Annotated in this window: 18 protein-coding genes; 14 read left to right on the forward strand and 4 right to left on the reverse strand. The window is 56.5% G+C overall.

The genetic code is table 11. The features are described 5' to 3' along the window. Positions 1–200: 200 nt before the first annotated feature. The 7 genes from FNY10_RS03800 to FNY10_RS03830 all read left to right on the forward strand — a co-directional run bounded on the left by FNY10_RS03800 (position 201) and on the right by FNY10_RS03830 (position 8,572). Positions 201–2,462, forward strand: a complete 2,262-nt coding sequence (locus tag FNY10_RS03800) for a ComEC family protein (protein ID WP_160703971.1) — start codon at positions 201–203, stop codon at positions 2,460–2,462. Between the two features lie 36 nt (positions 2,463–2,498). Beyond that, positions 2,499–4,247 (forward strand): lipid A ABC transporter ATP-binding protein/permease MsbA, encoded by a 1,749-nt coding sequence (gene msbA / locus FNY10_RS03805; RefSeq protein WP_141964997.1) that lies wholly within the window; start codon positions 2,499–2,501, stop codon positions 4,245–4,247. Then, complete coding sequence (lpxK, locus tag FNY10_RS03810) at positions 4,244–5,224, forward strand: tetraacyldisaccharide 4'-kinase (RefSeq protein WP_160703969.1); 981 nt, start codon at positions 4,244–4,246, stop codon at positions 5,222–5,224. Before msbA ends, lpxK begins: the two co-directional genes overlap by 4 nt. 55 nt (positions 5,225–5,279) lie before the next feature. After that, positions 5,280–6,509, forward strand: a complete 1,230-nt coding sequence (locus FNY10_RS03815) for a winged helix-turn-helix domain-containing protein (protein ID WP_160703967.1) — start codon at positions 5,280–5,282, stop codon at positions 6,507–6,509. A gap of 100 nt (positions 6,510–6,609) precedes the next feature. Then, positions 6,610–6,792, forward strand: a complete 183-nt coding sequence (locus tag FNY10_RS03820) for a Trm112 family protein (protein ID WP_004860086.1) — start codon at positions 6,610–6,612, stop codon at positions 6,790–6,792. Then, entirely contained in the window at positions 6,789–7,535 is a 747-nt protein-coding gene (kdsB, locus tag FNY10_RS03825) for a 3-deoxy-manno-octulosonate cytidylyltransferase (protein ID WP_131048333.1), read from the forward strand. The genes FNY10_RS03820 and kdsB overlap by 4 nt, the downstream gene beginning before the upstream one ends. Positions 7,536–7,678: 143 nt before the next feature. After that, a complete protein-coding gene (locus FNY10_RS03830; protein WP_100685485.1) occupies positions 7,679–8,572 on the forward strand; it encodes a YcbJ family phosphotransferase in 894 nt (297 codons plus the stop codon). Here the strand turns inward: FNY10_RS03830 and elyC are convergent. Further along, positions 8,549–9,328 carry an envelope biogenesis factor ElyC gene (gene elyC, locus FNY10_RS03835; protein ID WP_100685486.1) on the reverse strand — a complete coding sequence of 260 codons (780 nt, stop codon included), beginning with the start codon at positions 9,326–9,328 and terminating at the stop codon, positions 8,549–8,551. The two genes, FNY10_RS03830 and elyC, sit on opposite strands and share 24 nt — an antisense overlap. Positions 9,329–9,449: 121 nt before the next feature. On the opposite strand from elyC, the gene cmoM reads away from it, so the two are divergent. From cmoM to FNY10_RS03870, 7 genes are all read left to right on the forward strand, one after another. After that, positions 9,450–10,229: a tRNA uridine 5-oxyacetic acid(34) methyltransferase CmoM gene (cmoM, locus tag FNY10_RS03840; protein WP_100685487.1), complete on the forward strand. Its 780-nt coding sequence runs from the start codon at positions 9,450–9,452 to the stop codon at positions 10,227–10,229. A gap of 3 nt (positions 10,230–10,232) precedes the next feature. Further along, complete coding sequence (mukF, locus tag FNY10_RS03845; RefSeq protein ID WP_004860096.1) at positions 10,233–11,555, forward strand: chromosome partition protein MukF; 1,323 nt, start codon at positions 10,233–10,235, stop codon at positions 11,553–11,555. After that, the gene (mukE, locus tag FNY10_RS03850; RefSeq protein ID WP_100685488.1) at positions 11,536–12,240 is read left to right on the forward strand and encodes a chromosome partition protein MukE; all 705 of its coding nucleotides are present in this window, start codon (positions 11,536–11,538) and stop codon (positions 12,238–12,240) included. Before mukF ends, mukE begins: the two co-directional genes overlap by 20 nt. Beyond that, positions 12,240–16,688 (forward strand): chromosome partition protein MukB, encoded by a 4,449-nt coding sequence (gene mukB / locus FNY10_RS03855; RefSeq protein ID WP_160703965.1) that lies wholly within the window; start codon positions 12,240–12,242, stop codon positions 16,686–16,688. Before mukE ends, mukB begins: the two co-directional genes overlap by 1 nt. Before the next feature lie 184 nt (positions 16,689–16,872). Continuing rightward, positions 16,873–18,663: a L,D-transpeptidase gene (ldtD, locus tag FNY10_RS03860; protein WP_160703963.1), complete on the forward strand. Its 1,791-nt coding sequence runs from the start codon at positions 16,873–16,875 to the stop codon at positions 18,661–18,663. Between the two features lie 180 nt (positions 18,664–18,843). Further along, a complete protein-coding gene (locus FNY10_RS03865; protein WP_100685494.1) occupies positions 18,844–19,395 on the forward strand; it encodes a YcbK family protein in 552 nt (183 codons plus the stop codon). 13 nt (positions 19,396–19,408) lie between these two features. Then, complete coding sequence (locus FNY10_RS03870; protein ID WP_160703961.1) at positions 19,409–20,056, forward strand: MBL fold metallo-hydrolase; 648 nt, start codon at positions 19,409–19,411, stop codon at positions 20,054–20,056. A 58-nt stretch (positions 20,057–20,114) separates the two neighbouring features. Here FNY10_RS03870 and FNY10_RS03875 read toward each other — a convergent pair whose 3' ends face one another. The 3 genes from FNY10_RS03875 to asnS all read right to left on the reverse strand — a co-directional run bounded on the left by FNY10_RS03875 (position 20,115) and on the right by asnS (position 24,564). Then, positions 20,115–21,305 carry an amino acid aminotransferase gene (locus FNY10_RS03875; RefSeq protein WP_131048338.1) on the reverse strand — a complete coding sequence of 397 codons (1,191 nt, stop codon included), beginning with the start codon at positions 21,303–21,305 and terminating at the stop codon, positions 20,115–20,117. Positions 21,306–21,489: 184 nt separating this feature from the next. Then, on the reverse strand, positions 21,490–22,572 hold the full coding sequence (locus FNY10_RS03880) for a porin (RefSeq protein WP_160703959.1): 1,083 nt from the start codon (positions 22,570–22,572) through the stop codon (positions 21,490–21,492). 591 nt (positions 22,573–23,163) lie between these two features. Beyond that, positions 23,164–24,564 (reverse strand): asparagine--tRNA ligase, encoded by a 1,401-nt coding sequence (gene asnS, locus FNY10_RS03885; RefSeq protein WP_100685600.1) that lies wholly within the window; start codon positions 24,562–24,564, stop codon positions 23,164–23,166. Positions 24,565–24,669: the final 105 nt, after the last annotated feature.

A 24,669-nucleotide genomic window follows, 5' to 3' on the forward strand; every position in this document is an offset into this window, starting at 1 on the left:
ACGGCGACAACGTACTCCGATGATAAAAAAAGCACCTCTGCGGTGCTTTTTTTATGCCCCCAGTTTGCCCTGCCTCGCAGTAGCGCCCCCGTTTTGCAGCAACATCGCAGGTTTTGCGCAAGCCGCAATCCACATCTGCCCGCCGACCGCTGACGACCTTTCGCTTTCGCGCAATACTCTCCGTCAACAGGGAGGGGGACATGCGTTTATCACAGCTTGCCGGGTGCACGGTTATCGGGATCTGCCCACTGCTGTTGTTACCCGACCTGCCCACGCTGCCCGCCGTTCAGGTGATTATCGCTGGCGCGATCCTGATAGCGTTTTACCGCTGGAGTCCATCACGTTACCTGGCGTTGACCATGCTGTTTTTTGCCTGGGGTGTGCTGAGCGCGCGTCAGGTGCTGTGGCCGATGCAGGTGCTACCCGGCGGTAACCGGCAGGTTGAAATCCAGTTGACGGCAGTCGAAGGGGAGATGACCTATCAGGGAAATATTCTCCGTTTAAACGGGCAGAGACTATGGCCGGCACCAGCGGTGACTCTGTACGGTAATGCGCTGCCCGATCCGCCATGTGCCGGGCAGCGCTGGAAGATGACCGCTCGTCTTCGCCCGGTCCATAGTCAGCTCAACGAAGGGGGCTTTGACGGCCAGCGTTTTGCCCTGGCACAACATCGTGCGTTAACCGGGCGCTTTACGTCGGCTGAAGCGCTGGACCCGACGTGCAGTTACCGCGCACGCTATCTGGCATCGCTGGCGCGCACTCTTGAGGCTTTTCCCTGGCAATCGGTGATACTCGGGCTCGGCATGGGAGAGAGGCTGGTTGTCCCGGGGGATATCAAACGGCTGATGCAGGAAACCGGCACATCGCATCTGATGGCGATCTCGGGGTTGCATATTGCGTTAGGCGCCATACTCGGCGGACTGGTGGTTCGCGGCCTGCAATTCTTTTTCCCGTGCCGGTGGATTGGCTGGAGAATGCCGCTACTTGTCGGTCTGGCCTGCGCGCTATTTTACGCCTGGCTGACCGGTATGCAGCCGCCTGCGCTGCGGACCTGCGTGGCCCTGATCTGCGTAGCGGGCCTACGGCTGTCAGCCAAACGCTGGTCGTCCTGGCAGATCTGGCTCTGTTGTATTGGCGCTATCTTATTCGCCGATCCGCTGGCGGTGTTGTCTGATAGTCTGTGGCTGTCTATCTTTGCCGTCGCGACGTTGATTTTCTGGTACCAGATGGCACCGTTGCAGCTGCGCACCAGCTGGCCATGGCGCGAAGTGCTCGCGTTAGGCCACCTGCAGCTTGGGCTGATGTTTCTGCTATTGCCGATTCAGATTCTCCTTTTCCACGGCATCAGCCTGACTTCCTGGGGGGCAAACCTGATTGCCGTGCCGTTGGTCACCTTCGCAGTGGTTCCCTTGATCCTGCTGGCGATGCTGCTGCATCTCAGCGGGCCTGCGGTGGTTGAAATGGCGGTGTGGTGGCTGGCAGACCGTCTGCTGGCGGCATTATTCTGGTTTTTGCGTCTGCTGCCGCAGGGTTGGCTCAGTCTGGATTTTCGCTGGGCGGCGTTAAGCGTATTGCCATGGCTGCTACTGCTGGTGTGGCGTTTTCACGCCTGGCGTTCGCTACCGGCACTTTGTCTCAGCAGCACGGTGCTGCTGAGCTGGCCTTTCTGGCGCCACGAAGTGAAAGATGAATGGCGGGTCACGATGCTGGACGTCGGACAGGGGCTGGCCATGGTCATCGAACGGGAGGGGGCGGCAATCTTGTATGATACGGGACTGGCCTGGTCCGATGGCGATAGCGGTCAGCAGATTATTATTCCCTGGCTACGCTGGCATAACCTGCGCCCGGAGGGCGTGTTGTTGAGCCATGAGCACCTTGACCACCGCGGTGGTCTCAATTCGCTGCTGAAGGCCTGGCCCGGGCTCTGGATCCGCAGCCCACTGGGCTGGCAGGGGCATCTTCCCTGTCAGCGAGGTGAAAGCTGGCAATGGCGTGGATTGACTTTTCGCGTGCTCTGGCCGCTGGTGGGCTCCAGCATGACCGGTAATAATCGCTCCTGCGTGGTCCGTATTGATGACGGAAAACAGAGCGTTCTGTTGACCGGAGATATTGAAATTCCGGCGGAAAGGGCAATGATGAGCCGCTACTGGCAGCATCTTGCGTCTACACTTATCCAGGTTCCGCACCACGGGAGTCAGACCTCTTCTTCGGTTGCATTATTGCAGCGGGTCGGCGGCGCGGCGGCGCTGGCTTCAGCCTCGCGATATAATGTCTGGCGGATGCCGGCGGCTAAAGTGGCGCTGCGCTACCGACAGCAGGGCTATCGGTGGTTTGATACGCCGCATCAGGGGCAAGTTACGGTTATTTTTTCTCCAGAAGGTTGGCAAATCCAAAGCTTACGAGATCAACTTTTACCGCGTTGGTATCATCAGTGGTTTGGCGAGACCGTGGATAACGGGTAGAATATGCGGCTATTTCAACATAAGCTGGTTTATTGAATGCAGAATGATAAAGATCTCTCCACGTGGCAGACCTTCCGCCGCCTCTGGCCGCTTATTGCGCCATTTAAAACCGGACTGATCGTCGCGGCCGTTGCGTTAGTCTTTAACGCCGCTAGTGATACCTTCATGCTATCGCTTCTTAAACCGTTACTGGATGATGGTTTTGGTAAAACGGATCGCTCAGTGCTGCTATGGATGCCGCTGGTGGTGATTGGGCTGATGTTGCTGCGTGGCGTCACCAGCTATATTTCGAGCTACTGTATCTCGTGGGTTTCAGGCAAAGTCGTCATGACCATGCGCCGCCGACTGTTCAGCCACATGATGGGGATGCCCGTCTCCTTCTTCGATAAACAGTCCACGGGTACCTTGCTGTCACGCATTACCTATGATTCCGAACAGGTTGCGTCATCCTCTTCCAGCGCGCTGATTACCGTTGTACGCGAAGGCGCTTCGATCATCGGCCTGTTTGTGATGATGTTCTACTACAGCTGGCAGCTGTCGCTGATTCTGATAGTCCTGGCCCCCATCGTCTCCGTGGCGATTCGCGTGGTATCGAAGCGTTTTCGTAATATCAGCAAGAATATGCAGAACACCATGGGTCAGGTGACCACCAGCGCAGAGCAAATGCTGAAAGGGCATAAAGAAGTGCTGATGTTTGGCGGCCAGGAGGTAGAAACCAAACGTTTTGATAAGGTCAGCAACAAAATGCGCTTGCAGGGGATGAAAATGGTCTCCGCGTCGTCTATTTCTGACCCGGTTATTCAGCTGATTGCGTCACTGGCGCTGGCATTTGTCCTCTATGCCGCCAGCTTCCCGAGCGTCATGGAAACGTTGACTGCCGGTACCATCACCGTGGTCTTCTCCTCGATGATTGCGTTGATGCGTCCGCTGAAATCGCTGACTAACGTCAATGCTCAGTTCCAGCGCGGGATGGCCGCCTGCCAGACGCTGTTTGCGATTCTTGATTCCGAACAGGAAAAAGACGAAGGCAGGCTGGTTCTCGATCGCGCGAAGGGCAACCTGGAATTTAAAGACGTCACCTTTACCTATCCGGGCCGCGAAACGCCGGCGTTGCGAAATATCAACCTCCACATCCAGGAAGGCAAAACGGTCGCCCTGGTCGGACGTTCGGGGTCGGGTAAATCGACCATCGCCAGCCTGATTACGCGCTTTTATGATATCGATAATGGCCAGATTCTGCTCGATGGCCACGAGCTGCGTGAATACACCCTGGCATCGCTGCGCAACCAGGTCGCGCTGGTATCGCAAAACGTTCATCTGTTCAACGATACTGTGGCGAATAATATTGCCTATGCGCGCGAGGAAGAGTACAGCCGCGAGCAGATCGAAGAGGCGGCTCGTATGGCCTATGCGATGGACTTTATCAGCAAAATGGATAATGGCCTCGATACCGTTATCGGTGAGAACGGCGTACTGCTCTCCGGCGGACAGCGTCAGCGTATTGCCATCGCGCGTGCGCTGCTGCGTAACAGCCCGATTCTGATTCTGGATGAAGCGACATCGGCGCTGGATACCGAGTCGGAACGCGCTATCCAGGCGGCCCTCGACGAGCTACAGAAAAACCGCACTTCGCTGGTTATTGCCCACCGTTTGTCCACCATCGAACAAGCCGATGAAATTGTGGTTGTGGAAGATGGCCATATTGTCGAGCGCGGTAGCCATGCCGACCTGCTGGAACACCGCGGCGTGTACGCTCAGCTACATAAAATGCAGTTTGGCCAATGATTGCGCGTATCTGGTCCGGTGAGTCGCCGGTATGGCGACTCTTGCTGCCGCTCTCCTGGCTTTATGGCCTGGTGAGCGGGCTGATTCGCCTCAGCTATCGGCTGGGGCTGAAGAAAGCCTGGCGAGCACCGGTTCCGGTGGCGGTAGTGGGCAACCTCACCGCCGGAGGCAACGGCAAAACGCCGGTGGTCATCTGGCTGGTGGAGCAGCTCCGGCAGCGCGGTATTCGCGTTGGCGTTGTCTCCCGCGGTTATGGCGGGAAAGCGGTGAGCTATCCATTATTGCTCAGCAAGCAGACCAGTACGGCGGAAGCCGGCGATGAACCGGTACTTATTTTTCAACGAACCGGCGCGCCGGTTGCGGTTTCGCCGGAGCGTCGTGAGGCGGTACAGGCGCTGCTTCATGCGCATGATTTGCAGCTCATCATCACCGATGATGGTCTGCAGCACTACAAACTGGCACGGGACAAAGAAATTGTCGTGATTGATGGCGAGCGCCGTTTTGGCAATGGCTGGTGGCTCCCGGCCGGGCCGATGCGTGAACGCGCGTCGCGTTTACGCAGTGTCGATGCCATCATTGTGAACGGCGGCGTCGCGCAGGCCGGGGAGATCCCTATGCGTCTGCAGCCTGGACTGGCGATAAATTTACGCAGCGGCGAACGGCGAAACGTGGCCTCTTTCGACAATGTCGTTGCCATGGCCGGGATCGGCCATCCCCCGCGCTTTTTCGCCACCCTCGAAAGCTGCGGCGTCCTGCCGGTAAAAACCGTCGCGCTTGCCGATCACCAGGCATTAACGCAGGCAAGCGTTTCCGCCCTTGCGAACCCGCAGCAAACGCTGCTGATGACCGAGAAAGACGCGGTGAAATGTCGTGGGTTTGCCGAAGCAAACTGGTGGTATTTACCTGTCGACGCCATAATGACGGATGAACGCGCACAGCAGCTGCTGACGGAACTGGTGACGCTGGCGCAACGTTAGTTCTGCCACGCTCGCTTCAATAACGCGGTGCCGGAGTCCTTGACGGAGAACCTGCATGTCGGTATTACAACTTTCGCTTAAAGAAGCCCGCCATCTCCATCTTGCGGCGCAGGGATTGCTGAAGAAGCCCCGGCGTCGTGCCCGCGCCAGCGATATTCTGCAAACTATTCAGCAGATGTCATTGCTACAAATCGATACCATTAACGTCGTTGCCCGCAGCCCCTATCTTGTGCTTTTTAGCCGGCTTGGCCGCTATCCGCAAAGCTGGCTGGAGGAGGCCCTGCGCAGCGGGGAGCTGATGGAATACTGGGCCCATGAAGCTTGCTTCCTGCCCCGCAGCGACTTTGCCCTGGTACGCCACCGCATGCTGACGCCCGATAAGATGGGCTGGAAATATCACAAAGCGTGGATGACTGAACACGCTGATGATATTCAGCTGCTGCTGGAGCATATCGCGCAGAATGGTCCGGTTCGTTCGGCCGACTTTGAACATCCGCGCAAAGGCGCCAGCGGCTGGTGGGAATGGAAGCCGCACAAGCGCCATCTGGAAGGCTTGTTTACCGCTGGCAAAGTGATGGTGGTGGAGCGGCGCAACTTTCAGCGGGTGTACGATCTGACGCATCGCGTCATGCCGCACTGGGACGACGGGCGCGATGCGCTGACGCAGTCGCAGGCGGAAGCGTTAATGCTGCGCAACAGCGCCCGGAGTCTCGGCATTTTTCGCCCTCAGTGGCTGGCGGATTACTATCGGCTCCGCCAGCCCGCTTTACCGGCGCTGCTGGCGAGCTGGCAGGAGGAGGGCGTGGTGGTCCCGGTGCAGGTCGAGGAGCTGGGCGAAATGTGGCTCCACCGCGAGGCGCTCGGGCAGCTGGAGGCGGCGCCCGGCGGTAAACTCGCCGCCAGCCACAGCGCGGTGCTTTCGCCTTTTGACCCGGTAGTCTGGGACCGTAAGCGCGCTGAGCAACTATTCAGTTTCAGCTATCGCCTCGAGTGCTACACGCCCGCGCCGAAGCGTCAGTATGGCTACTTTGTCCTGCCGCTGCTGCACCAGGGAAGACTGGTGGGCAGAATGGACAGCAAGGTGCATCGGAAAACCGGGGTTCTGGAGGTCTTTTCGCTGTGGCTGGAAGAGGGGGTCAAGGTTACCCTGGGGCTGGAGAGAGGGCTGCGTCGGGCGATAGAAGAGTTTGCTATCTGGCAGTCGGTACAGCGCATAACCTTCGGTCGTCTGCCGCCGGGGCTTTTCACCGACCGTCAGCAGGGCTGGGAGATTTCCCCGGTCTGAACAACGTCACCCCCGCTCAGCCTTTGCCGCAAACGGATCCCTGAGTTTGCCATCATGTGATATGCTGCTGCGGAATCTATTCGGTCCATCAGGAGGAATCATGGATCACCGTTTACTAGAAATCATCGCCTGTCCTGTCTGCAACGGTAAACTCTACTACAGCCAGGATAAGCAAGAGCTGATTTGCAAAATTGACAGTCTGGCCTTTCCTTTCCGTGAAGGCATTCCCGTCTTGCTGGAGACCGAAGCCCGCGCATTAGCCGTGGGAGAGAGCCATTCATGAGTTTCGTGGTCATCATTCCTGCCCGTTTTGCTTCCACGCGTTTGCCGGGCAAGCCCCTACAGGATATTAACGGTAAGCCGATGATCGTTCATGTTCTGGAGCGCGCGCGCGAATCCGGGGCAGAGCGCATTATTGTCGCGACGGATCATGATGATGTTGCGCGTGCGGTAGAAGCTGCCGGCGGTGAAGTGTGTATGACGCGTGCGGACCATCAATCCGGGACCGAGCGTCTGGCCGAAGTTGTTGAAAAATGCGGCTTCAGTGATGACACGATCATCGTCAATATCCAGGGCGATGAGCCGATGATTCCGCCGGCGATCGTCCGCCAGGTGGCTGAAAATCTGGCGGCCAATACCTGCGGCATGGCAACGCTCGCCGTTGCGATTCACGATGCTCAGGAAGCATTTAATCCGAACGCCGTGAAGGTGGTGATGGATGCGCAGGGCTATGCGCTCTACTTCTCCCGCGCCACCATTCCGTGGGATCGCGATCGCTTTGCACAGTCGCGCGAGACCATTGGCGATTCACTGCTACGTCATATCGGTATTTACGGTTATCGCGCCGGCTTTATCCGTCGCTATGTCAGCTGGGCGCCGAGTCCGCTCGAGCAGATCGAAATGCTGGAGCAGCTGCGGGTGCTGTGGTATGGCGAAAAAATCCATGTCGCGGTAGCCGAAGTTGTCCCGGGGACCGGTGTTGATACGCCGGAAGATCTGGAGCGCGTGCGCGCGGAGCTGCGTTAATTCGTTCATCCCCTCCGCCGTGAGGGGATATCCTCAAGCTGTTTTTCCATACCTTTTCCCTCAATTTTTTGATCTCGCCTGATGACATCCCTGCGACTGGCGCTCATTATTAAAACCAGTAGTATTCACAGGGGTAATCAGAAATGGAACAGCTGCGAACCGAACTTAGCCATCTGCTGGGAGAGAAACTGAGCCGCGTGGAGTGTATCAGCGAGAAACCCGCCTCGGCGCTGTGGTCGCTTTATGATGCGCAGGGAAACCCGCTACCGCTGCTGGCGAGAAGTTTTACCACCCCGGGCATTGCCCGCCAGCTGGCGTGGAAAATCTCCACGCTGGCGCGCAGCGGTACCGCGCGCATGCCGGTGGTCTACGGGGTGTTGACGCATGAAGAGCATCCTGGCCCGGACGTGTTGTTGATTGAGCGACTGCGCGGGGTCTCTGCGGAAGCGCCGGCCCGTACGCCGGAACGCTGGGAGCAACTGCAGGAACAGATCGTGGAGGCTCTTCTGGCGTGGCACCGGCACGATAGCGGCGGCTGCGTCGGCATGGTGGACAGCACCCAGGAAAACCTGTGGCCGTACTGGTACCGCCAGCGGGTTGAGATGCTGTGGAGCACCCTTAATCTGTACCAGGATACCGGCCTGACGATGCAGGATAAACGGATTCTGTTCCGCGCCCGCGAGTGCCTCCCGGATTTATTGAAAGATTTTAATGATAATTGTGTGCTGGTACACGGCAGCTTTACGCTGCGCAGTATGCTGAAAGATGCGCGTAGCGATCAGCTGCTGGCGATGGTCGGGCCGGGGATGATGCTGTGGGCGCCGCGAGAATATGAACTGTTTCGCCTGTCGGACGGCGGGCAGGCGGAGCAGTTGCTGTGGCACTATCTGCGCCGCGCGCCGGTGGCCGAATCCTTCCTGTGGCGACGCTGGCTCTATCTGCTGTGGGATGAGGTGGATAGCCTCGTCAATACCGGGCGCTTTGACCGCGCCCGGTTTGACCTGGCCGCGAAATCAATCCTGCCCTGGCTCGCCTGAGGTGCCCTTTAACCATTGCCAGATGCGCCCCAGCGTTTCGTAGCCGACGCGATCGCTGTGCATCAGCCAGACCGGGGAAGGGATCGCCCGTTCCCACGGGTTGAGCGGCGAGGCGATCGCCAGTTGGTTGGCGGGCGCAGGCAGCGGGTTTAGCCCGACATGTTGGAAGAAAATCATCGCTCGCGGTAAATGCGATGCGGAAGTCACCAGCAGGAACGGCGCATCGCCGATGGTCTGTTTCACCGCTTCGGCTTCCTCTTCGGTATCTTTCGGTTTATCCAGAACGATAATTTCGCTGCGCGGTATCCCGAGACTCTCTGCAACTCTGGCGCCAGCTTCTGCCGTGCTGACGGGATTGGTTTTCGCCGCCGCGCCGGTAAAGATGAGTTTTGCGCCCGGGTTTTCATACCACAGGCGGATCCCCTCCGTCAGCCGCGGCAGGCTGTTGTTGATAAGATTTGAACTGGGCGCCCAGTCCGGGTTCCAGGTGTAGCCCCCACCAAGTACGACGACGTACTGCACGCGCTTTGCATCCCGCCACGTCGGGTATTTATCTTCAATGGGTTTGAGCAAACTATCGGCGACCGGTTGCAGGCTCAACAACAGCAACAGCAGCCAGCCGAGGCTGACGCAGAGCTTGCCGCTGCGCTGGAAACGGCTAAACCACAGTAGCGCGATGCCGACCGCCATCAGCAACAGCAGCAGGGGAAGCGGCAACATCATGCCGCCTGAAACCTTTTTCAGTGTAAAAAGCATGCCAGATGGCTCCTTTTTTAACCATATAACCAAAGTTATGTCCGGATCTTATAACAGATCGCTTCATTCTCAGCGTGGGTATGACAAAATAGCGGCTTTGTGTTGGCAGGTGGATCCGTCCGTGAAAGATCGTAATTTCGATGACATGGCTGAAAAGTTTTCGCGCAATATTTACGGCACCACCAAGGGCGAACTGCGTCAGGCCATTCTGTGGCAGGATCTGCAACCGCTGCTGAACCAGTTGGGGCCCGGACCACTCCGGGTTCTTGACGCCGGCGGCGGCGAAGGGCAAACGGCGGTAAAAGTCGCGGAAATGGGCCACCATGTGACGCTATGCGATCTTTCGGCTGAAATGGTGGCGCGCGCCCGGCAGGCTGCTGCCGATAAAGGTGTGATCGACAACATGCATTTTGTACAATGCGCCGCACAGGATATTGCGCAGCATTTGGAAAGCCCGGTCGATCTGATACTGTTTCATGCGGTGCTGGAGTGGGTGGCTGAGCCGCAGGAGATGCTGCGAACGCTGTGGTCGGTTTTACGACCCGGCGGTGCGTTATCGTTAATGTTCTACAATGCTAACGGTCTGTTGATGCATAACATGGTCGTCGGGAACTTCGACTACGTACAACTCGGCATGCCGAAAAAGAAAAAACGCACGCTGTCGCCGGACTATCCGCGTTCCCCGCAACAGGTTTATGGCTGGCTGGAAGAGCAGGGCTGGCGCATTACCGGTAAAACCGGCGTGCGGGTGTTTCATGATTATCTGCGTGAAAAACGCAAACAGCGCGACGATTTTGCGGCGCTGCTGGAGCTGGAGACGCGCTACTGTCGCCAGGAGCCGTATATCAGCCTGGGTCGCTACATTCATGTCACAGCGCTTAAGCCGCAGATGCAAGGATAAACTATGAGTGAATTTTCCCAGACAGTCCCCGAACTGGTTGCCTGGGCCAGAAAAAATGATTTTTCTATTTCGCTGCCAGTAGACAGACTCTCGTTTCTGCTGGCGGTTGCTACGCTGAACGGCGAGCGGCTCGAAGGGGAAATGACCGAGGGAGAACTGGTGGATGCGTTCCGCCACGTCAGTGATGCGTTTGAGCAGACCAGCGAAACCATCAGCCAGCGCGCCAATAATGCGATCAACGATATGGTGCGCCAACGTCTGCTGAACCGCTTTACCAGCGAAATCACGGAAGGCAATGCGATTTATCGCCTGACGCCGTTGGGCATCGGTATTACCGATTACTATATTCGCCAACGCGAATTTTCTACGCTGCGTCTGTCGATGCAGCTGTCGATCGTTGCCGGCGAGCTCAAGCGCGCAGCCGACTCGGCGGAAGAGGGCGGCGATGAGTTCCACTGGCATCGCAACGTCTTTGCGCCGCTGAAATACTCGGTTGCTGAGATTTTCGACAGTATCGATCTGACGCAGCGCATCATGGATGAGCAGCAGCAGCTGGTCAAAGATGATATCGCTCAGCTGTTGAACAAAGACTGGCGCGCGGCTATCTCCAGCTGCGAGCTGCTGCTGTCGGAAACGTCCGGCACTCTGCGCGAGCTACAGGATACCCTGGATGCCGCAGGCGATAAGCTACAGGCTAACCTGCTGAGAATTCAGGATGCGACAATTTCGCGCGACGACCTGCATTTTGTCGACCGTTTAGTCTTCGATCTGCAAAGTAAACTGGACCGTATCGTCAGCTGGGGCCAGCAGGCGATTGACCTGTGGATCGGCTACGATCGCCACGTGCACAAATTTATCCGTACCGCTATCGATATGGATAAAAACCGCGTCTTCGCCCAGCGTCTGCGTCAGTCGATCCAGACCTACTTTGACGCCCCGTGGGCGTTGACTCACGCCAGCGCCGATCGTCTGCTGGATATGCGTGATGAAGAGATGGCGCTGCGTGACGAAGAGGTTACCGGGGAGCTCCCGGCGGATCTGGAATACGAAGAGTTTAACGAAATTCGCGAACAGCTCGCCGCGCTGATTGAAGCGCAACTGGTGGTTTACAAAGACAAAGGCGTCCCGCTGGATCTCGGTCTGGTGGTGCGCGAATATCTGGCGCAGTATCCGCGAGCTCGCCATTTTGATGTGGCGCGAATCGTCGTCGATCAGGCGGTACGCCTGGGCGTCGCACAAGCAGATTTCACCGGACTGCCGGCAAAATGGCAGCCGATTAATGATTACGGAGCCAAGGTACAGGCGCATGTCATCGACAAATATTGAACAAGTGATGCCAGTTAAACTGGCGCTGGCGTTGGGCAATCCGTTATTTCCGGCGCTGGACAGCGCCCTGCGAGCAGGTCGTCATATCGGCCTGGACGAACTGGATAATCACGCATTTTTGATGGATTTCCAGGATTACCTGGAAGAGTTTTACGCGCGTTATAACGTTGAGCTGATTCGCGCGCCGGAAGGGTTTTTCTATCTGCGCCCGCGCTCCACGACGCTGATTCCGCGCTCGGTGCTCTCCGAACTGGATATGATGGTCGGCAAAATTCTTTGCTATCTCTATCTCAGCCCGGAACGTCTGGCCAACGAAGGGATTTTTACCCAGCAGGAGCTCTACGATGAGCTACTGACCCTGGCGGACGAAGCTAAACTGCTGAAGCTGGTGAACAACCGTTCTACCGGGTCCGATCTCGACCGCCAGAAGCTGCAGGAGAAAATGCGCGCATCGCTCAACCGTCTGCGCCGCCTGGGCATGGTCTGGTTTATGGGCCATGACAGCAGCAAATTCCGTATTACCGAGTCGGTCTTCCGCTTTGGCGCTGACGTGCGCGTCGGCGACGATCCGCGTGAGGCGCAGCTGCGTATGATTCGCGACGGTGAAGCGATGGCGCTGGAAAACCATCTGCAGCTCAATGATGAGAACGAAGAGAATCAGCCGGATAGCGGGGAGGAAGAGTAATGATTGAACGCGGTAAATTTCGCTCGCTGACGCTGGTTAACTGGAACGGTTTTTTTGCCCGCACCTTTGATCTGGATGAGCTGGTCACCACGCTGTCCGGGGGCAACGGCGCCGGGAAATCGACCACCATGGCGGCTTTCGTCACGGCACTGATTCCGGATCTGACTCTGCTGCACTTCCGTAACACCACAGAAGCGGGCGCCACCAGCGGTTCGCGCGATAAAGGCCTGCACGGTAAGCTGCGGGCCGGGGTATGTTATTCGGTACTGGATGTGGTCAACTCGCATCACCAGCGGGTGGTTGTGGGCGTGCGTCTGCAGCAGATTGCCGGTCGCGATCGTAAAGTGGATATCAAGCCGTTTGCGATTCAGGGGCTGCCGATGTCCATTCAGCCGACCCAGCTGCTGACGGAAACCCTTAACGAGCGCCAGGCGCGCGTGCTGAGCCTCAACGAGCTGAAAGACAAGCTTGAAGAGATGGAAGGGGTGCAGTTTAAGCAGTTCAACTCAATAACCGACTATCACTCGCTGATGTTTGATCTGGGCGTGGTGGCTCGTCGTCTGCGTTCGGCGGCAGACCGCAGTAAATACTATCGCCTGATTGAAGCCTCGCTGTACGGCGGGATCTCCAACACCATCACCCGCTCGCTGCGCGATTACCTGCTGCCGGAAAACAGCGGCGTGCGTAAAGCGTTCCAGGATATGGAAGCCGCGCTGCGTGAAAACCGCATGACGCTCGAAGCCATTCGCGTCACCCAGTCCGATCGCGACCTGTTTAAACATCTGATCAGCGAAGCGACGAACTATGTCGCGGCGGACTATATGCGTCACGCCAACGAACGTCGCGTGCATCTGGATAAAGCGCTGGAGTATCGTCGCGATCTCTTTACCTCGCGGGCGCAGCTGGCGGCAGAGCAGTATAAGCATGTCGATATGGCCCGCGAACTGCAGGAACATAACGGCGCCGAAGGCGATCTGGAAGCCGATTATCAGGCGGCCAGCGATCATCTGAATCTGGTACAAACCGCGCTGCGCCAGCAGGAAAAAATCGAGCGCTATGAAGCGGATCTCGATGAACTGCAGATTCGCCTCGAAGAGCAGAATGAAGTCGTCGCCGAAGCGACCGATCGACAGGAAGAGAACGAGGCCCGCGCCGAGGCCGCTGAACTGGAAGTGGATGAGCTGAAAAGCCAGCTCGCCGACTATCAGCAGGCACTGGACGTACAGCAGACCCGCGCCATTCAGTACAACCAGGCGCTGCAGGCGCTGGAGCGGGCGAAGGCGCTGTGTCATTTGCCGGATTTAACGCCGGAAAGCGCCGATGAATGGCTGGAAACATTCCAGGCTAAAGAGCAAGAAGCGACGGAAAAAATGCTGTCGCTGGAACAAAAAATGAGCGTGGCGCAGACCGCGCACGGCCAGTTTGAGCAGGCATATCAGCTGGTGGCGGCCATCAACGGTCCGCTGGCGCGTAATGAGGCCTGGGACGTGGCGCGCGAGCTGTTGCGCGATGGCGTCAACCAGCGTCACCTTGCCGATCAGGCGCACGGGCTGCGTAGCCGTCTGACTGAGCTGGAACAGCGTCTGCGCGAGCAGCAGGACGCCGAACGCCAGCTGAGCGAATTCTGCAAGCGTCAGGGCAAACGCTACGATATTGACGATCTGGAAGCCCTGCATCAGGAGCTGGAAGCGCGTATTGCGTCGTTGTCCGATAGCGTCTCTTCCGCCAGCGAACAGCGCATGAACCTGCGCCAGGAGCTGGAACAGCTGCAGTCGCGCACCCAGTCTCTGCTGCGTCGGGCGCCAATCTGGCTGGCCGCGCAAAACAGCCTCAACCAGCTGTGCGAGCAGAGCGGCGAGCAGTTTGAATCAAGCCAGGATGTCACCGAATATCTCCAGCAACTGCTGGAGCGCGAGCGTGAAGCCATCGTCGAACGTGACGAAGTGGGTGCCCGTAAACGCGCCATCGACGAAGAGATCGAACGCCTCAGCCAGCCGGGTGGGTCTGAAGATCCGCGCCTTAACGCGCTGGCGGAACGTTTTGGCGGCGTACTGCTGTCGGAAATTTATGACGATGTCAGCCTTGAGGACGCCCCGTACTTCTCCGCGCTGTATGGCCCGTCGCGTCACGCGATCGTGGTACCCAATCTGGCGCAGATCGCCGAACAGCTGGAAGGGCTGGAAGATTGCCCGGAAGATCTCTATCTGATCGAAGGCGATCCGCAATCCTTCGATGACAGCGTCTTCAGCGTCGATGAGCTGGAAAAAGCGGTGGTCGTTAAAGTGGCCGATCGCCAGTGGCGCTACTCGCGCTTCCCGACGCTGCCGCTGTTTGGCCGCGCCGCGCGCGAAAGCCGCGTTGAAACGCTGCATGCGGAGCGGGAAAGTTTATCAGAGCGTTTTGCGACCCTTTCTTTCGACGTGCAGAAAACGCAGCGCCAGCACCAGGCCTTCAGCCGCTTTATCGGCAGCCATCTGGCCGTCGCGTTTGAAGACGATCCGGAAGAAGAGATCCGTAAGCTCAACAGCCGCCGCGGCGAGCTGGAGCGCGCCCTTAACACGCACGAAAGCGATAACCAGCAGAACCGGGTGCAGTATGAGCAGGCGAAAGAGGGGGTTTCCGCCCTCAACCGCCTGTTGCCGCGCCTTAATCTGCTGGCGGACGATACGCTGGCCGATCGCGTTGACGAAATTCAGGAACGGCTGGATGAAGCCCAGGAAGCGGCGCGCTTTATTCAGCAGCATGGCAATCAGCTGGCGAAGCTGGAGCCGATGGTTTCAGTCCTGCAAAGCGACCCGGAACAGTTCGAACAGCTGAAAGAAGATTACGCTTACTCCCAGCAAACGCAGCGCGATGCGCGCCAGCAGGCGTTTGCGCTGAGCGAAGTGGTGCAGCGTCGTGCCCACTTCAGCTATTCCGATTCGGCGGAAATGCTCAGCGGCAACAGCGATCTCAATGAAAAACTGCGCCAGCGTCTGGAGCAGGCGGAGGCTGAACGTAGCCGCGCCCGCGACGCGATGCGTACCCATTCTGCGCAGCTGAACCAGTACAATCAGGTGCTGGCGTCGCTGAAAAGCTCCTTTGATACCAAAAAAGAGCTGCTGAGCGATCTGTACAAAGAGCTGCAGGATATCGGCGTACGCGCCGACAGCGGTGCGGAAGAGCGTGCCCGTGCGCGCCGCGATCAGCTGCATACGCAGTTAAGCAACAACCGCTCGCGCCGGAATCAGCTGGAAAAAGCGCTGACCTTCTGTGAAGCCGAAATGGACAACCTGACCCGCAGGCTGCGTAAGCTTGAGCGCGACTACTGCGAAATGCGCGAGCAGGTGGTGAGCGCCAAGGCGGGCTGGTGTGCGGTCATGCGGCTGGTGAAAGATAACGGCGTCGAACGGCGTCTGCATCGCCGCGAGCTGGCCTATCTCTCTGCGGATGAACTGCGTTCGATGTCGGATAAAGCGCTCGGTGCGCTGCGTCTGGCCGTAGCGGATAACGAACATCTGCGCGATGTGCTGCGTGTCTCCGAGGATCCGAAGCGTCCGGAACGTAAAATTCAGTTCTTTGTCGCCGTTTACCAGCATCTGCGCGAGCGTATCCGTCAGGATATTATCCGCACCGACGACCCGGTAGAAGCGATTGAACAGATGGAAATCGAACTGAGCCGTCTGACGGAAGAGTTGACCAACCGTGAGCAGAAGCTGGCTATCAGTTCCCGCAGCGTGGCCAATATTATTCGCAAAACGATCCAGCGCGAGCAGAACCGTATCCGGATGCTTAACCAGGGGCTGCAAAGCGTCTCCTTCGGCCAGGTCAACAGCGTGCGTTTGAATGTCAACGTGCGGGAAACCCACTCGACGCTGCTTGATGTGCTGTCCGAACAGCACGAGCAGCATCAGGATCTGTTTAACAGCAACCGCCTGAGCTTCTCGGAAGCGCTGGCGAAGCTGTACCAGCGTCTGAACCCGCAGATCGATATGGGGCAACGCACCCCGCAGACCATTGGCGAAGAGCTGCTCGACTACCGCAACTATCTGGAGATGGAAGTGGAAGTGAACCGCGGCTCCGACGGCTGGCTGCGCGCAGAATCTGGTGCGCTGTCTACCGGGGAAGCTATCGGTACCGGGATGTCGATACTGGTGATGGTGGTGCAGAGCTGGGAAGATGAGTCTCGTCGCCTGCGCGGCAAAGACCTGTCACCGTGCCGTCTGCTGTTCCTCGATGAAGCGGCGCGTCTCGATGCCCGTTCTATCGCCACGCTGTTTGAACTCTGTGAACGTCTGGAGATGCAGCTGATCATCGCGGCGCCGGAAAACATCAGCCCGGAAAAAGGCACCACCTACAAGTTAGTGCGTAAAGTGTTTAATAACCACGAACACGTCCATGTGGTCGGGCTGCGCGGTTTTGCCGCCCAGTTGCCGGAAACGCTGCCTGGAACGGCGGATGCCTCTTAGCGGTCATCGATCGATAGAGAAAAGGGCGACTTGATGTCGCCCTTTTTGTTAGCGAATCGGTTAAGTTAACGTTTTATAATCTTTAAACTTCTTTACATTTGGGGAGGCAAAAGCTTTTGCGCCTCTATATACTGAGAGTAAAACCCGTTTTTACGGGCAGCAATGTGACAACAGGGGGCAAGGGATGTTGCTAAAGAAACGCTATGGTCGTCAATTGTCAGCGCTGAGTTTAAGCCTGGCTTTGGCATTTGCTCCGCTGTTCAATGTCCAGGCCGAAGAGCCTGAGATCGTACCCACCGACAGTTCCGCGACGACAGGAGAACTGTCGTCCGCGCTTATCCAGAGCGAGGGGCAGTCCGCGACGGTGGCGAAAATGGCCGGTGAGCAGCCGCTGGCAGCAGGCGCCGCAGAAAAAAGCCGCGCCGCGATAATGGCGCAGTTGCTGGCTGGCTATCAGCCCGTGTTTATGAATCCGCTGGTATCGCTCTATGCGGCCAGAGAGATGAAACCGATGTGGGAGAACCGCGAGGCGGTTCAGGCCTTCCAGCAGCAGCTGGCTGAGGTCGCCATCGCCGGTTTTCAGCCGCAATTTACCGTCTGGGTCAGCCTGCTGACCGATCCGGCGGTGAACGGCATGGCTCGCGATATCGTGCTGTCTGACGCCATGATGGGCTACCTGCATTTTATCAGCGGCATTCCGGTGCAGGGGAATCGCTGGCTGTACGGTACCAAACCGTACACGATGGCGACGCCGCCGCTGTCGGTGATCAATCAGTGGCAGCTGGCGCTGGATAATGGCTCTCTGGTGCCGTTTATTGCCGGGCTGGCGCCGAAGCATCCGCAATATGAGGCGATGCACCGGGCGCTGCTGGCGCTGGTGGCCGATTCCCGCCCGTGGCCGCAGCTGACCAGCAACGCGTCGCTGCGTCCGGGAGAGTGGAGTAACGACGTTGGCGCGCTGCGCGAAATTTTACAGCGCAACGGTATGCTCAATGATTCCTCGAAGATTGCGCTGCCGGGGGATGTCGTGAGTCCGTCAGCCGGGAAGAAGAGCAAAACCGCGGCGCGCGGCGTTTACGATCGTCAGCTTGTTGAGGGCGTTAAGCGCTTCCAGGCCTGGCAGGGGCTGGGCGCCGATGGCGTGATTGGTCAATCCACCCGCGACTGGCTCAATGTTTCTGCGGCCCAGCGTGCGGGCGTACTGGCGTTGAACATTCAGCGCTTGCGTTTGCTGCCGGGAAAACTGTCTACCGGCATTATGGTCAATATTCCGGCCTTTTCGTTGGTCTATTACCAGGATGGCAGCCAGGTGCTGGCATCGCGAGTGATTGTGGGGCGGCCGGATCGCAAAACGCCGATGATGAGCAGCGCGCTAAACAACGTGGTGGTTAACCCGCCGTGGAACGTGCCGCCGACGCTGGCGCGCAAAGATATCCTGCCGAAGGTACGCAATGACCCTGGCTATCTTGAGCAGCATGGTTACACGGTGATGCGCGGCTGGAACAGCAAAGAGGCTATCGATCCGTATCGGGTTGACTGGTCGACAATCACCGAAAACAATCTGCCGTTCCGTTTTCAGCAGGCGCCTGGCGGGCGTAACTCATTGGGGCGCTATAAGTTTAATATGCCCAGCTCCGATGCTATCTATCTGCACGATACGCCGAACCACAATCTGTTCCAGAAAGACGTGCGGGCCTTAAGTTCCGGCTGCGTGCGGGTCAACAAAGCCTCGGAGCTGGCGAATATGCTGCTGCAGGATGCTGGCTGGAACGATACGCGGATTTCCGATGCGCTCAAGCAGGGTGATACCCGCTATGTCAATATCCGCCAGAATATCCCGGTTAATCTCTATTATTTGACTGCCTTCGTAGGAGATGATGGACGTACACAATATCGAACAGATATTTACAATTACGATCTCACCGCGCGATCTGGCGCACAAATCCTTGCGAAAGCTGAACAATTAATCAGGTAAATGAAGTAGTTCAACGGATCCCGTTGTCCTAACTTTTGGTGAAAACAGGCCCTGATCCTCTACAGGGCCTGTATTTACTGGGGTTAGGCTACCTTGACGTTGGCAATAATGCCCGGTAAGGTGCCTTTCGTGCGCCAGAAGTGCATATATTCGATTCATTTACTTGTAGACCTGATTATCATGGACAAATTTGACGCTAATCGCCGCAAATTGCTGGCGTTAGGTGGGGCTGCGCTCGGTGCTGCCGCCATTCTGCCTGCGCCGGCATTTGCCACCCTCTCGACCCCCCGACCGCGTATTCTGACGCTGAATAACCTGCATACTGGTGAATCACTCAAGGCGGAGTTTTTCGATGGCAGAGGCTATATTCAGGATGAATTAGCAAGACTTAACCATTTTTTCCGTGATTTCCGCGCGAATAAAATAAAGTCCATCGATCCGAGTTTGTTCGATCACCTTTATCGTCTGCAGGGATTGCTCGGCACCAATAAACCTGTCCAGCTCATCTCGGGCTATCGTTCCCTCGATACCAATGAAGAGCTTCGCGCCCGAAGCCGCGGTGTGGCGAAACATAGCTATCACACTAAAGGACAGGCCATGGATTTCCACATAGAAGGCATTTCGTTAAGCAATGTTCGCAAAGCGGCGTTATCTATGGGCGCAGGTGGTGTAGGATACTACCCACGTAGCAACTTTGTGCATATTGATACCGGTCCGGTAAGGCACTGGTAACGAAAGGAGCATCATGAACTATCGTATTATTCCGGTTACCGCGTTCGCTCAGAACTGTTCTTTAATCTGGTGCGAACAAACCCGGCTTGCCGCGCTGCTCGATCCCGGCGGTGACGCTGAGCGAATCAAACAGGAAGTCACGGCAGCAGGCGTCAGCCTGATGCAGATTTTGCTCACACACGGTCATCTCGATCACGTCGGTGCGGCGGCGGAACTGGCGCAACACTATGGCGTGCCGATTATCGGACCGGAAAAAGAAGATGAGTTCTGGCTGGAAGGTCTGCCGGCGCAAAGCCGGATGTTTGGGCTGGAGGATTGCCAGCCCTTACAACCGGACCGCTGGCTCAATGAAGGCGACGTCGTCAGCGTGGGGAATATTGCGCTGCAGGTGCTGCACTGTCCTGGGCATACGCCAGGGCACGTGGTCTTTTTTGACGAGGCTTCCCGGCTGCTGATTTCCGGCGATGTGATTTTCAAAGGTGGCGTTGGGCGCAGCGATTTCCCGCGCGGCGATCACGGTCAGCTGATTGAGGCGATTAAACGTAAATTATTGCCTCTGGGTGATGATGTGACGTTTATTCCCGGTCACGGGCCGATGTCGACGCTGGGCTATGAGCGGCTGCACAACCCTTTCCTGCAGGATGAAATGCCCGTCTGGTAATAATCTTCACGGGAGATAAAAAGGCCGCGCAAGCGGCCTTTTTTGTCGGCTGGCGAGATTACAGCACGGCGACGATTGCTTCACACAGCGGCGCCATGTTATCTGGCGTCATGCCCGCAACGTTAATACGCCCGGAGGCCACGGCGTAGACCCCGAACTCTTCACGCAGACGCAGCACCTGCTCTTTGGTCAGGCCGCTAAACGAGAACATCCCGTTTTGCTTAATGATGAAAGAGAAGTCGCGGCTGGCCCCTTTTTCCTGCAGGGTATTGACGAACAGCAGACGCATGCGCTGAATACGCTGGCGCATATCGGTCAGCTCTTGTTCCCAGATAGCGCGCAGCGCGTCGTTGCTGAGAATTGTCGCCACCACCGACGCACCGTGTGCCGGCGGGTTGGAGTAGTTCGCACGAATCGTCGACTTCATCTGAGTAAAGGCGCGGTCAACGGTCTCGGCATCCGCAGCAACCAGCGTGCAGGCACCCACGCGCTCGTTGTACAGGCCGAAGTTCTTCGAGTAGGAGCTCGCGACCAGCAGCTCTTTATGCAGCGCAACGAACGCGCGCAGACCTTCGGCATCTTCTTCCAGACCGCGGGCAAAGCCCTGGTAGGCGAAGTCGAACAGCGGCAGCCAGCCTTTTTCAACGGACAGTTGCGCCAGCTGTTGCCACTGCTCCAGCGTCGGATCGATACCGGTTGGGTTATGGCAGCAGCCGTGGAACAGCACCACGTCGCCCGCCTGCGCTTCATTGAGGCTTGCCAGCATACCGTCGAAGTCGAGGGCGTGGTTGGCCGCATCGTAATAGGCATATTCGCGAACATCGAGGCCTGCGGAATTAAAGACGCTTTTGTGGTTCGGCCAGCTCGGGTTGCTTACCCAGACGCGCTTAACGGCGGTGTTCTTCGCCAGGAAGTCAGCGGCAACGCGCAGGGCGCCGGTACCGCCAGGGGTCTGGGCAGTGCGCGCGCGCTTATCGCTGACGATTGCGCTTCCTTTACCGAACAGCAGTTCCTGGGTGCAGCGGCCAAATTCCGCAATACCGTCGATACCCAGATAGTTTTTGGTGGTTTCATTTTCCAGCAGATACTGTTCTGCTTTTTTAACGCTGGTCAGGACCGGGGTTTTACCCGTTTCATCTTTGTAAACACCAATCCCGAGGTTAATTTTAGTCGGGCGGTCATCGGCACGAAACAGATCGGCCAGGCCTAAAATGGGGTCGGCAGGGGCGGCAGTAATGTTCTCAAACATGACGAGGTTCCATTGTGATTACTGAAGGGAATTTCGCTATCAGGGTAACGGGAGATCTGCAAATTGCCAACCGTTTGCGACAAAAAGCGAGAAGGTTTTCGAAAGTTACGATCTTTATCTTAGTAATGTAGAAAAGCAGGACCGAAGTCCTGCTTTTTAGGCATATCACGAAGGGGTGTAGTGATTAGAACTGGTAAACGATACCAACTGCAGCCTGGTCATCGGTGGCCACTTTAGCAGCTTTGGTATAGCTGTTGTCGTCCAGCAGGTTGAATTTGTATGCTGCGTAGACGTTCATGTTCTTGTTGAAGTAGTACCAGCTACCCACTTCGATGTATTTAACCAGGTCAGCATCGCCGCCGCCGAAGCCGGTACGACCCTGCAGGTTTTTACCTTTAGTCTGAACGTAGCCGATGGACGGACGCAGACCGAAGTCGAACTGATACTGAGCCACGGCTTCGATGTTCTGAGTTTTGCCAGCGAAGAAGTTCGCCTGTTTTTCCGGGGTCATGTTGTAGGTCTGAGAGTACATGACTGCGGCGTAGACGTTGTTTGCATCGTACTTAGCGGAGGTTGCCCATGCTTCAGCTTTGTTGCCGTTGCCGTCAGCTTTCTGCGCGACGCTACGGTTGGAGCCAGAGTAACCTGCAGACAGCGCGATACCGTTGCCAAATGCATAGGTCGCAGAGGTGCTGACGCCGTCGCCGTTCTGTTGCTGGATTGCACGGCTGCTGTCGTTTTTACCCTGGTACTGCAGCGCGAAGCTCAGACCGTCAACCAGACCGAAGAAATCAGAGTTACGGTAGGTTGCCACGCCGTTGGCACGGCCAGTCATGAAGTTGTCGGTGTTGGTCCAGCCGTCACCGCCCCACTCAACCAGCATATCGGTTGCGGATTCAACGTCGTAGATAGCGCCATAGTTACGGCCGTAGTCGAATGAACCGTAATCGCCCGCTTTCAGACCCGCGAAGGCCAGACGAGTTTTGGTCGGCTGGGAACCTTCAACGTTGGACGCATCCATGTTGTATTCCCACTGGCCGTAACCGGTCAGCTGATCGTTGATCTGGGTTTCGCCTTTCAGGCCGATACGTGCATAGGTGGTGTCGCTGTTGTTGGTGTTACCATTGGTGGTCCAGACGTGCTCACCAACCATTTTCCCGTAGAAATCCAGTTTGTTGCCGTTTTTGTTATAGATTTCTGCAGCGTTAGCTGCGCCGGCTACCAGCAGGGCAGGGATTACCACTGCCAGAATATTGCGCTTCATCATTATTTATTACCCTCATTAATATTTTTATATGAACACTCGCCACCGCCGCCAATAATTTCCGTCAATAAAAATTTACAGAACTATTGATGATAGTTTGGTGTCTGAAGGCATCTTTCCATCCGCGCCAGCGTTTCGCTAGCCGGAAAATGCTACCAATGTCGCATATGAGTAACAAAAAGAAATAGTATGTAACTAAATATGTATTTTTGGGAACTTTGTGAACTCAGTCAAAATTCCGTTCCACTTTGCTCGTAAAACAAACAGACCATATATATCTATATGAATTAATTATGATTAATTTAGATAAAGGCGCATTTGTACATTTTATGCCTGCATTTCGCTTTTTTTTTGCTCAGCATTTGTCTTTGCATCTTGTGCTGCGGAAGGTTAAAAAATGAACAAAATTATCAGGTGGTTCGTCGGTGAATGAACATAAGGTGCGGTTTATCGTGCGGGAAGAAGTCGTAATAGTGAGTAACATAAATGTGAACCGGAAGGGTTGATGTTTAAATTTCTTGATGTTCGTTAACAAAATCTGACATAAAAAAAGGCCAGCTTACGCTGGCCTCTGGCAATGATAAGAAAAATTAATCAGAATGTGGCGCTGCGCGGAGTACGCGGGAACGGGATCACATCACGCACGTTTTGTACGCCGGTGACATAGGCGATCAGACGTTCGAAGCCCAGGCCGAAGCCGGAGTGCGGTACGGTGCCATAACGACGCAGGTCGCGGTACCACCAGTAGTCTTCTTTATTCAGCCCCATTTCCGCCATACGCGCGTCAAGCACATCCAGGCGTTCTTCACGCTGAGAGCCGCCGATGATTTCACCGATACCCGGCGCCAGAACGTCCATTGCGGCGACGGTTTTACCGTCTTCGTTAAGGCGCATATAGAACGCCTTAATGTCTTTCGGATAGTTTTTCACCACCACCGGCGCTTTGAAGTGCTCTTCCGCCAGGTAGCGTTCGTGCTCGGAGGAGAGATCTACGCCCCAGTAAACCGGGTTTTCAAACTGCTTACCGCAGTTTTCGAGGATGGTTACCGCGTCGGTATAATCAACCTGGGCAAAATCGGCAGACACGAAACGCTCAAGGCGATCGATCGCATCTTTATCCACGCGCTCGGCGAAGAATTTCATATCGTCCGCACGTTCTTCCAGTACCGCCTTGAAAACGTATTTCAGCATGGCTTCCGCGAGGCCGGCGACATCGTTCAGGTTGGCAAACGCGACTTCCGGTTCCAGCATCCAGAACTCCGCAAGGTGGCGGCTGGTATTGGAGTTTTCGGCACGGAAGGTTGGGCCAAAGGTGTAGATTTTAGACAGCGCACAGGCATAGGTTTCGCCGTTCAGCTGGCCGGATACGGTCAGGAACGACTCTTTACCGAAGAAGTCTTTATCAAAATCTACTTTGCCCTGATCGTTACGCGGCAGGTTTTCCAGATCCAGCGTGGAGACGCGGAACATTTCACCCGCGCCTTCGGTATCAGAAGCGGTGATAAGCGGCGTGGAAACCCAGAAGAAGCCCTGCTCGTCAAAGAAGCGATGCAGCGCTTGCGCCAGGGTATGACGCACGCGAGCGACCGCGCCAATCAGGTTAGTGCGCGGGCGCAGGTGCGCCACTTCACGCAGATACTCGATGCTGTGACGCTTAGCGGCCATCGGATAGGTATCCGGATCTTCTACCCAGCCGGTCACTTCAACGTGACTGGCCTGGATTTCAAAACTTTGGCCCTGACCTTGAGATGCCACGATTTTACCCGTAATGACGACCGAGCAGCCGGTGGTCAGGCGCAGCACTTCCTGATTGTAATTGGGCAGAGAATTATTAATAACGGCCTGTACAGGATCAAAGCAGGAACCGTCATAGACGGCCAGGAAGGAAAAGCCAGCTTTTGAATCTCGGCGGGTACGTACCCATCCGCGCACGGTGACTTCGCTGTCAACGGCAACACGGCCCTGGAGTACGTCGGCTACAGGCACAACGCTCATAATAGTCTCTCTATTCGTAGTCCAATAAAAAAATCTGTTTCCCCCGATAATGGGGATATCTATGTTACCTGTCATCTTCCATCAGACAAGCAGATTTCGCACCAT

The sequence above is a fragment of the Klebsiella sp. Lac1 genome (assembly GCF_009825425.1).
Taxonomy (GTDB): domain Bacteria; phylum Pseudomonadota; class Gammaproteobacteria; order Enterobacterales; family Enterobacteriaceae; genus Klebsiella; species Klebsiella electrica.

Coding starts and splice junctions, on each gene's coding strand:
- FNY10_RS03800 (WP_160703971.1), top strand. CDS start 201: ATGCGTTTATCACAGCTTGCCGGGTGCACGGTTATCGGGATCTGCCCA.
- msbA (WP_141964997.1), top strand. CDS start 2,499: ATGCAGAATGATAAAGATCTCTCCACGTGGCAGACCTTCCGCCGCCTC.
- lpxK (WP_160703969.1), top strand. CDS start 4,244: ATGATTGCGCGTATCTGGTCCGGTGAGTCGCCGGTATGGCGACTCTTG.
- FNY10_RS03815 (WP_160703967.1), top strand. CDS start 5,280: ATGTCGGTATTACAACTTTCGCTTAAAGAAGCCCGCCATCTCCATCTT.
- FNY10_RS03820 (WP_004860086.1), top strand. CDS start 6,610: ATGGATCACCGTTTACTAGAAATCATCGCCTGTCCTGTCTGCAACGGT.
- kdsB (WP_131048333.1), top strand. CDS start 6,789: ATGAGTTTCGTGGTCATCATTCCTGCCCGTTTTGCTTCCACGCGTTTG.
- FNY10_RS03830 (WP_100685485.1), top strand. CDS start 7,679: ATGGAACAGCTGCGAACCGAACTTAGCCATCTGCTGGGAGAGAAACTG.
- elyC (WP_100685486.1), bottom strand. CDS start 9,328: ATGCTTTTTACACTGAAAAAGGTTTCAGGCGGCATGATGTTGCCGCTT.
- mukF (WP_004860096.1), top strand. CDS start 10,233: ATGAGTGAATTTTCCCAGACAGTCCCCGAACTGGTTGCCTGGGCCAGA.
- mukE (WP_100685488.1), top strand. CDS start 11,536: ATGTCATCGACAAATATTGAACAAGTGATGCCAGTTAAACTGGCGCTG.
- mukB (WP_160703965.1), top strand. CDS start 12,240: ATGATTGAACGCGGTAAATTTCGCTCGCTGACGCTGGTTAACTGGAAC.
- ldtD (WP_160703963.1), top strand. CDS start 16,873: ATGTTGCTAAAGAAACGCTATGGTCGTCAATTGTCAGCGCTGAGTTTA.
- FNY10_RS03865 (WP_100685494.1), top strand. CDS start 18,844: ATGGACAAATTTGACGCTAATCGCCGCAAATTGCTGGCGTTAGGTGGG.
- FNY10_RS03870 (WP_160703961.1), top strand. CDS start 19,409: ATGAACTATCGTATTATTCCGGTTACCGCGTTCGCTCAGAACTGTTCT.
- FNY10_RS03875 (WP_131048338.1), bottom strand. CDS start 21,305: ATGTTTGAGAACATTACTGCCGCCCCTGCCGACCCCATTTTAGGCCTG.
- FNY10_RS03880 (WP_160703959.1), bottom strand. CDS start 22,572: ATGATGAAGCGCAATATTCTGGCAGTGGTAATCCCTGCCCTGCTGGTA.
- asnS (WP_100685600.1), bottom strand. CDS start 24,564: ATGAGCGTTGTGCCTGTAGCCGACGTACTCCAGGGCCGTGTTGCCGTT.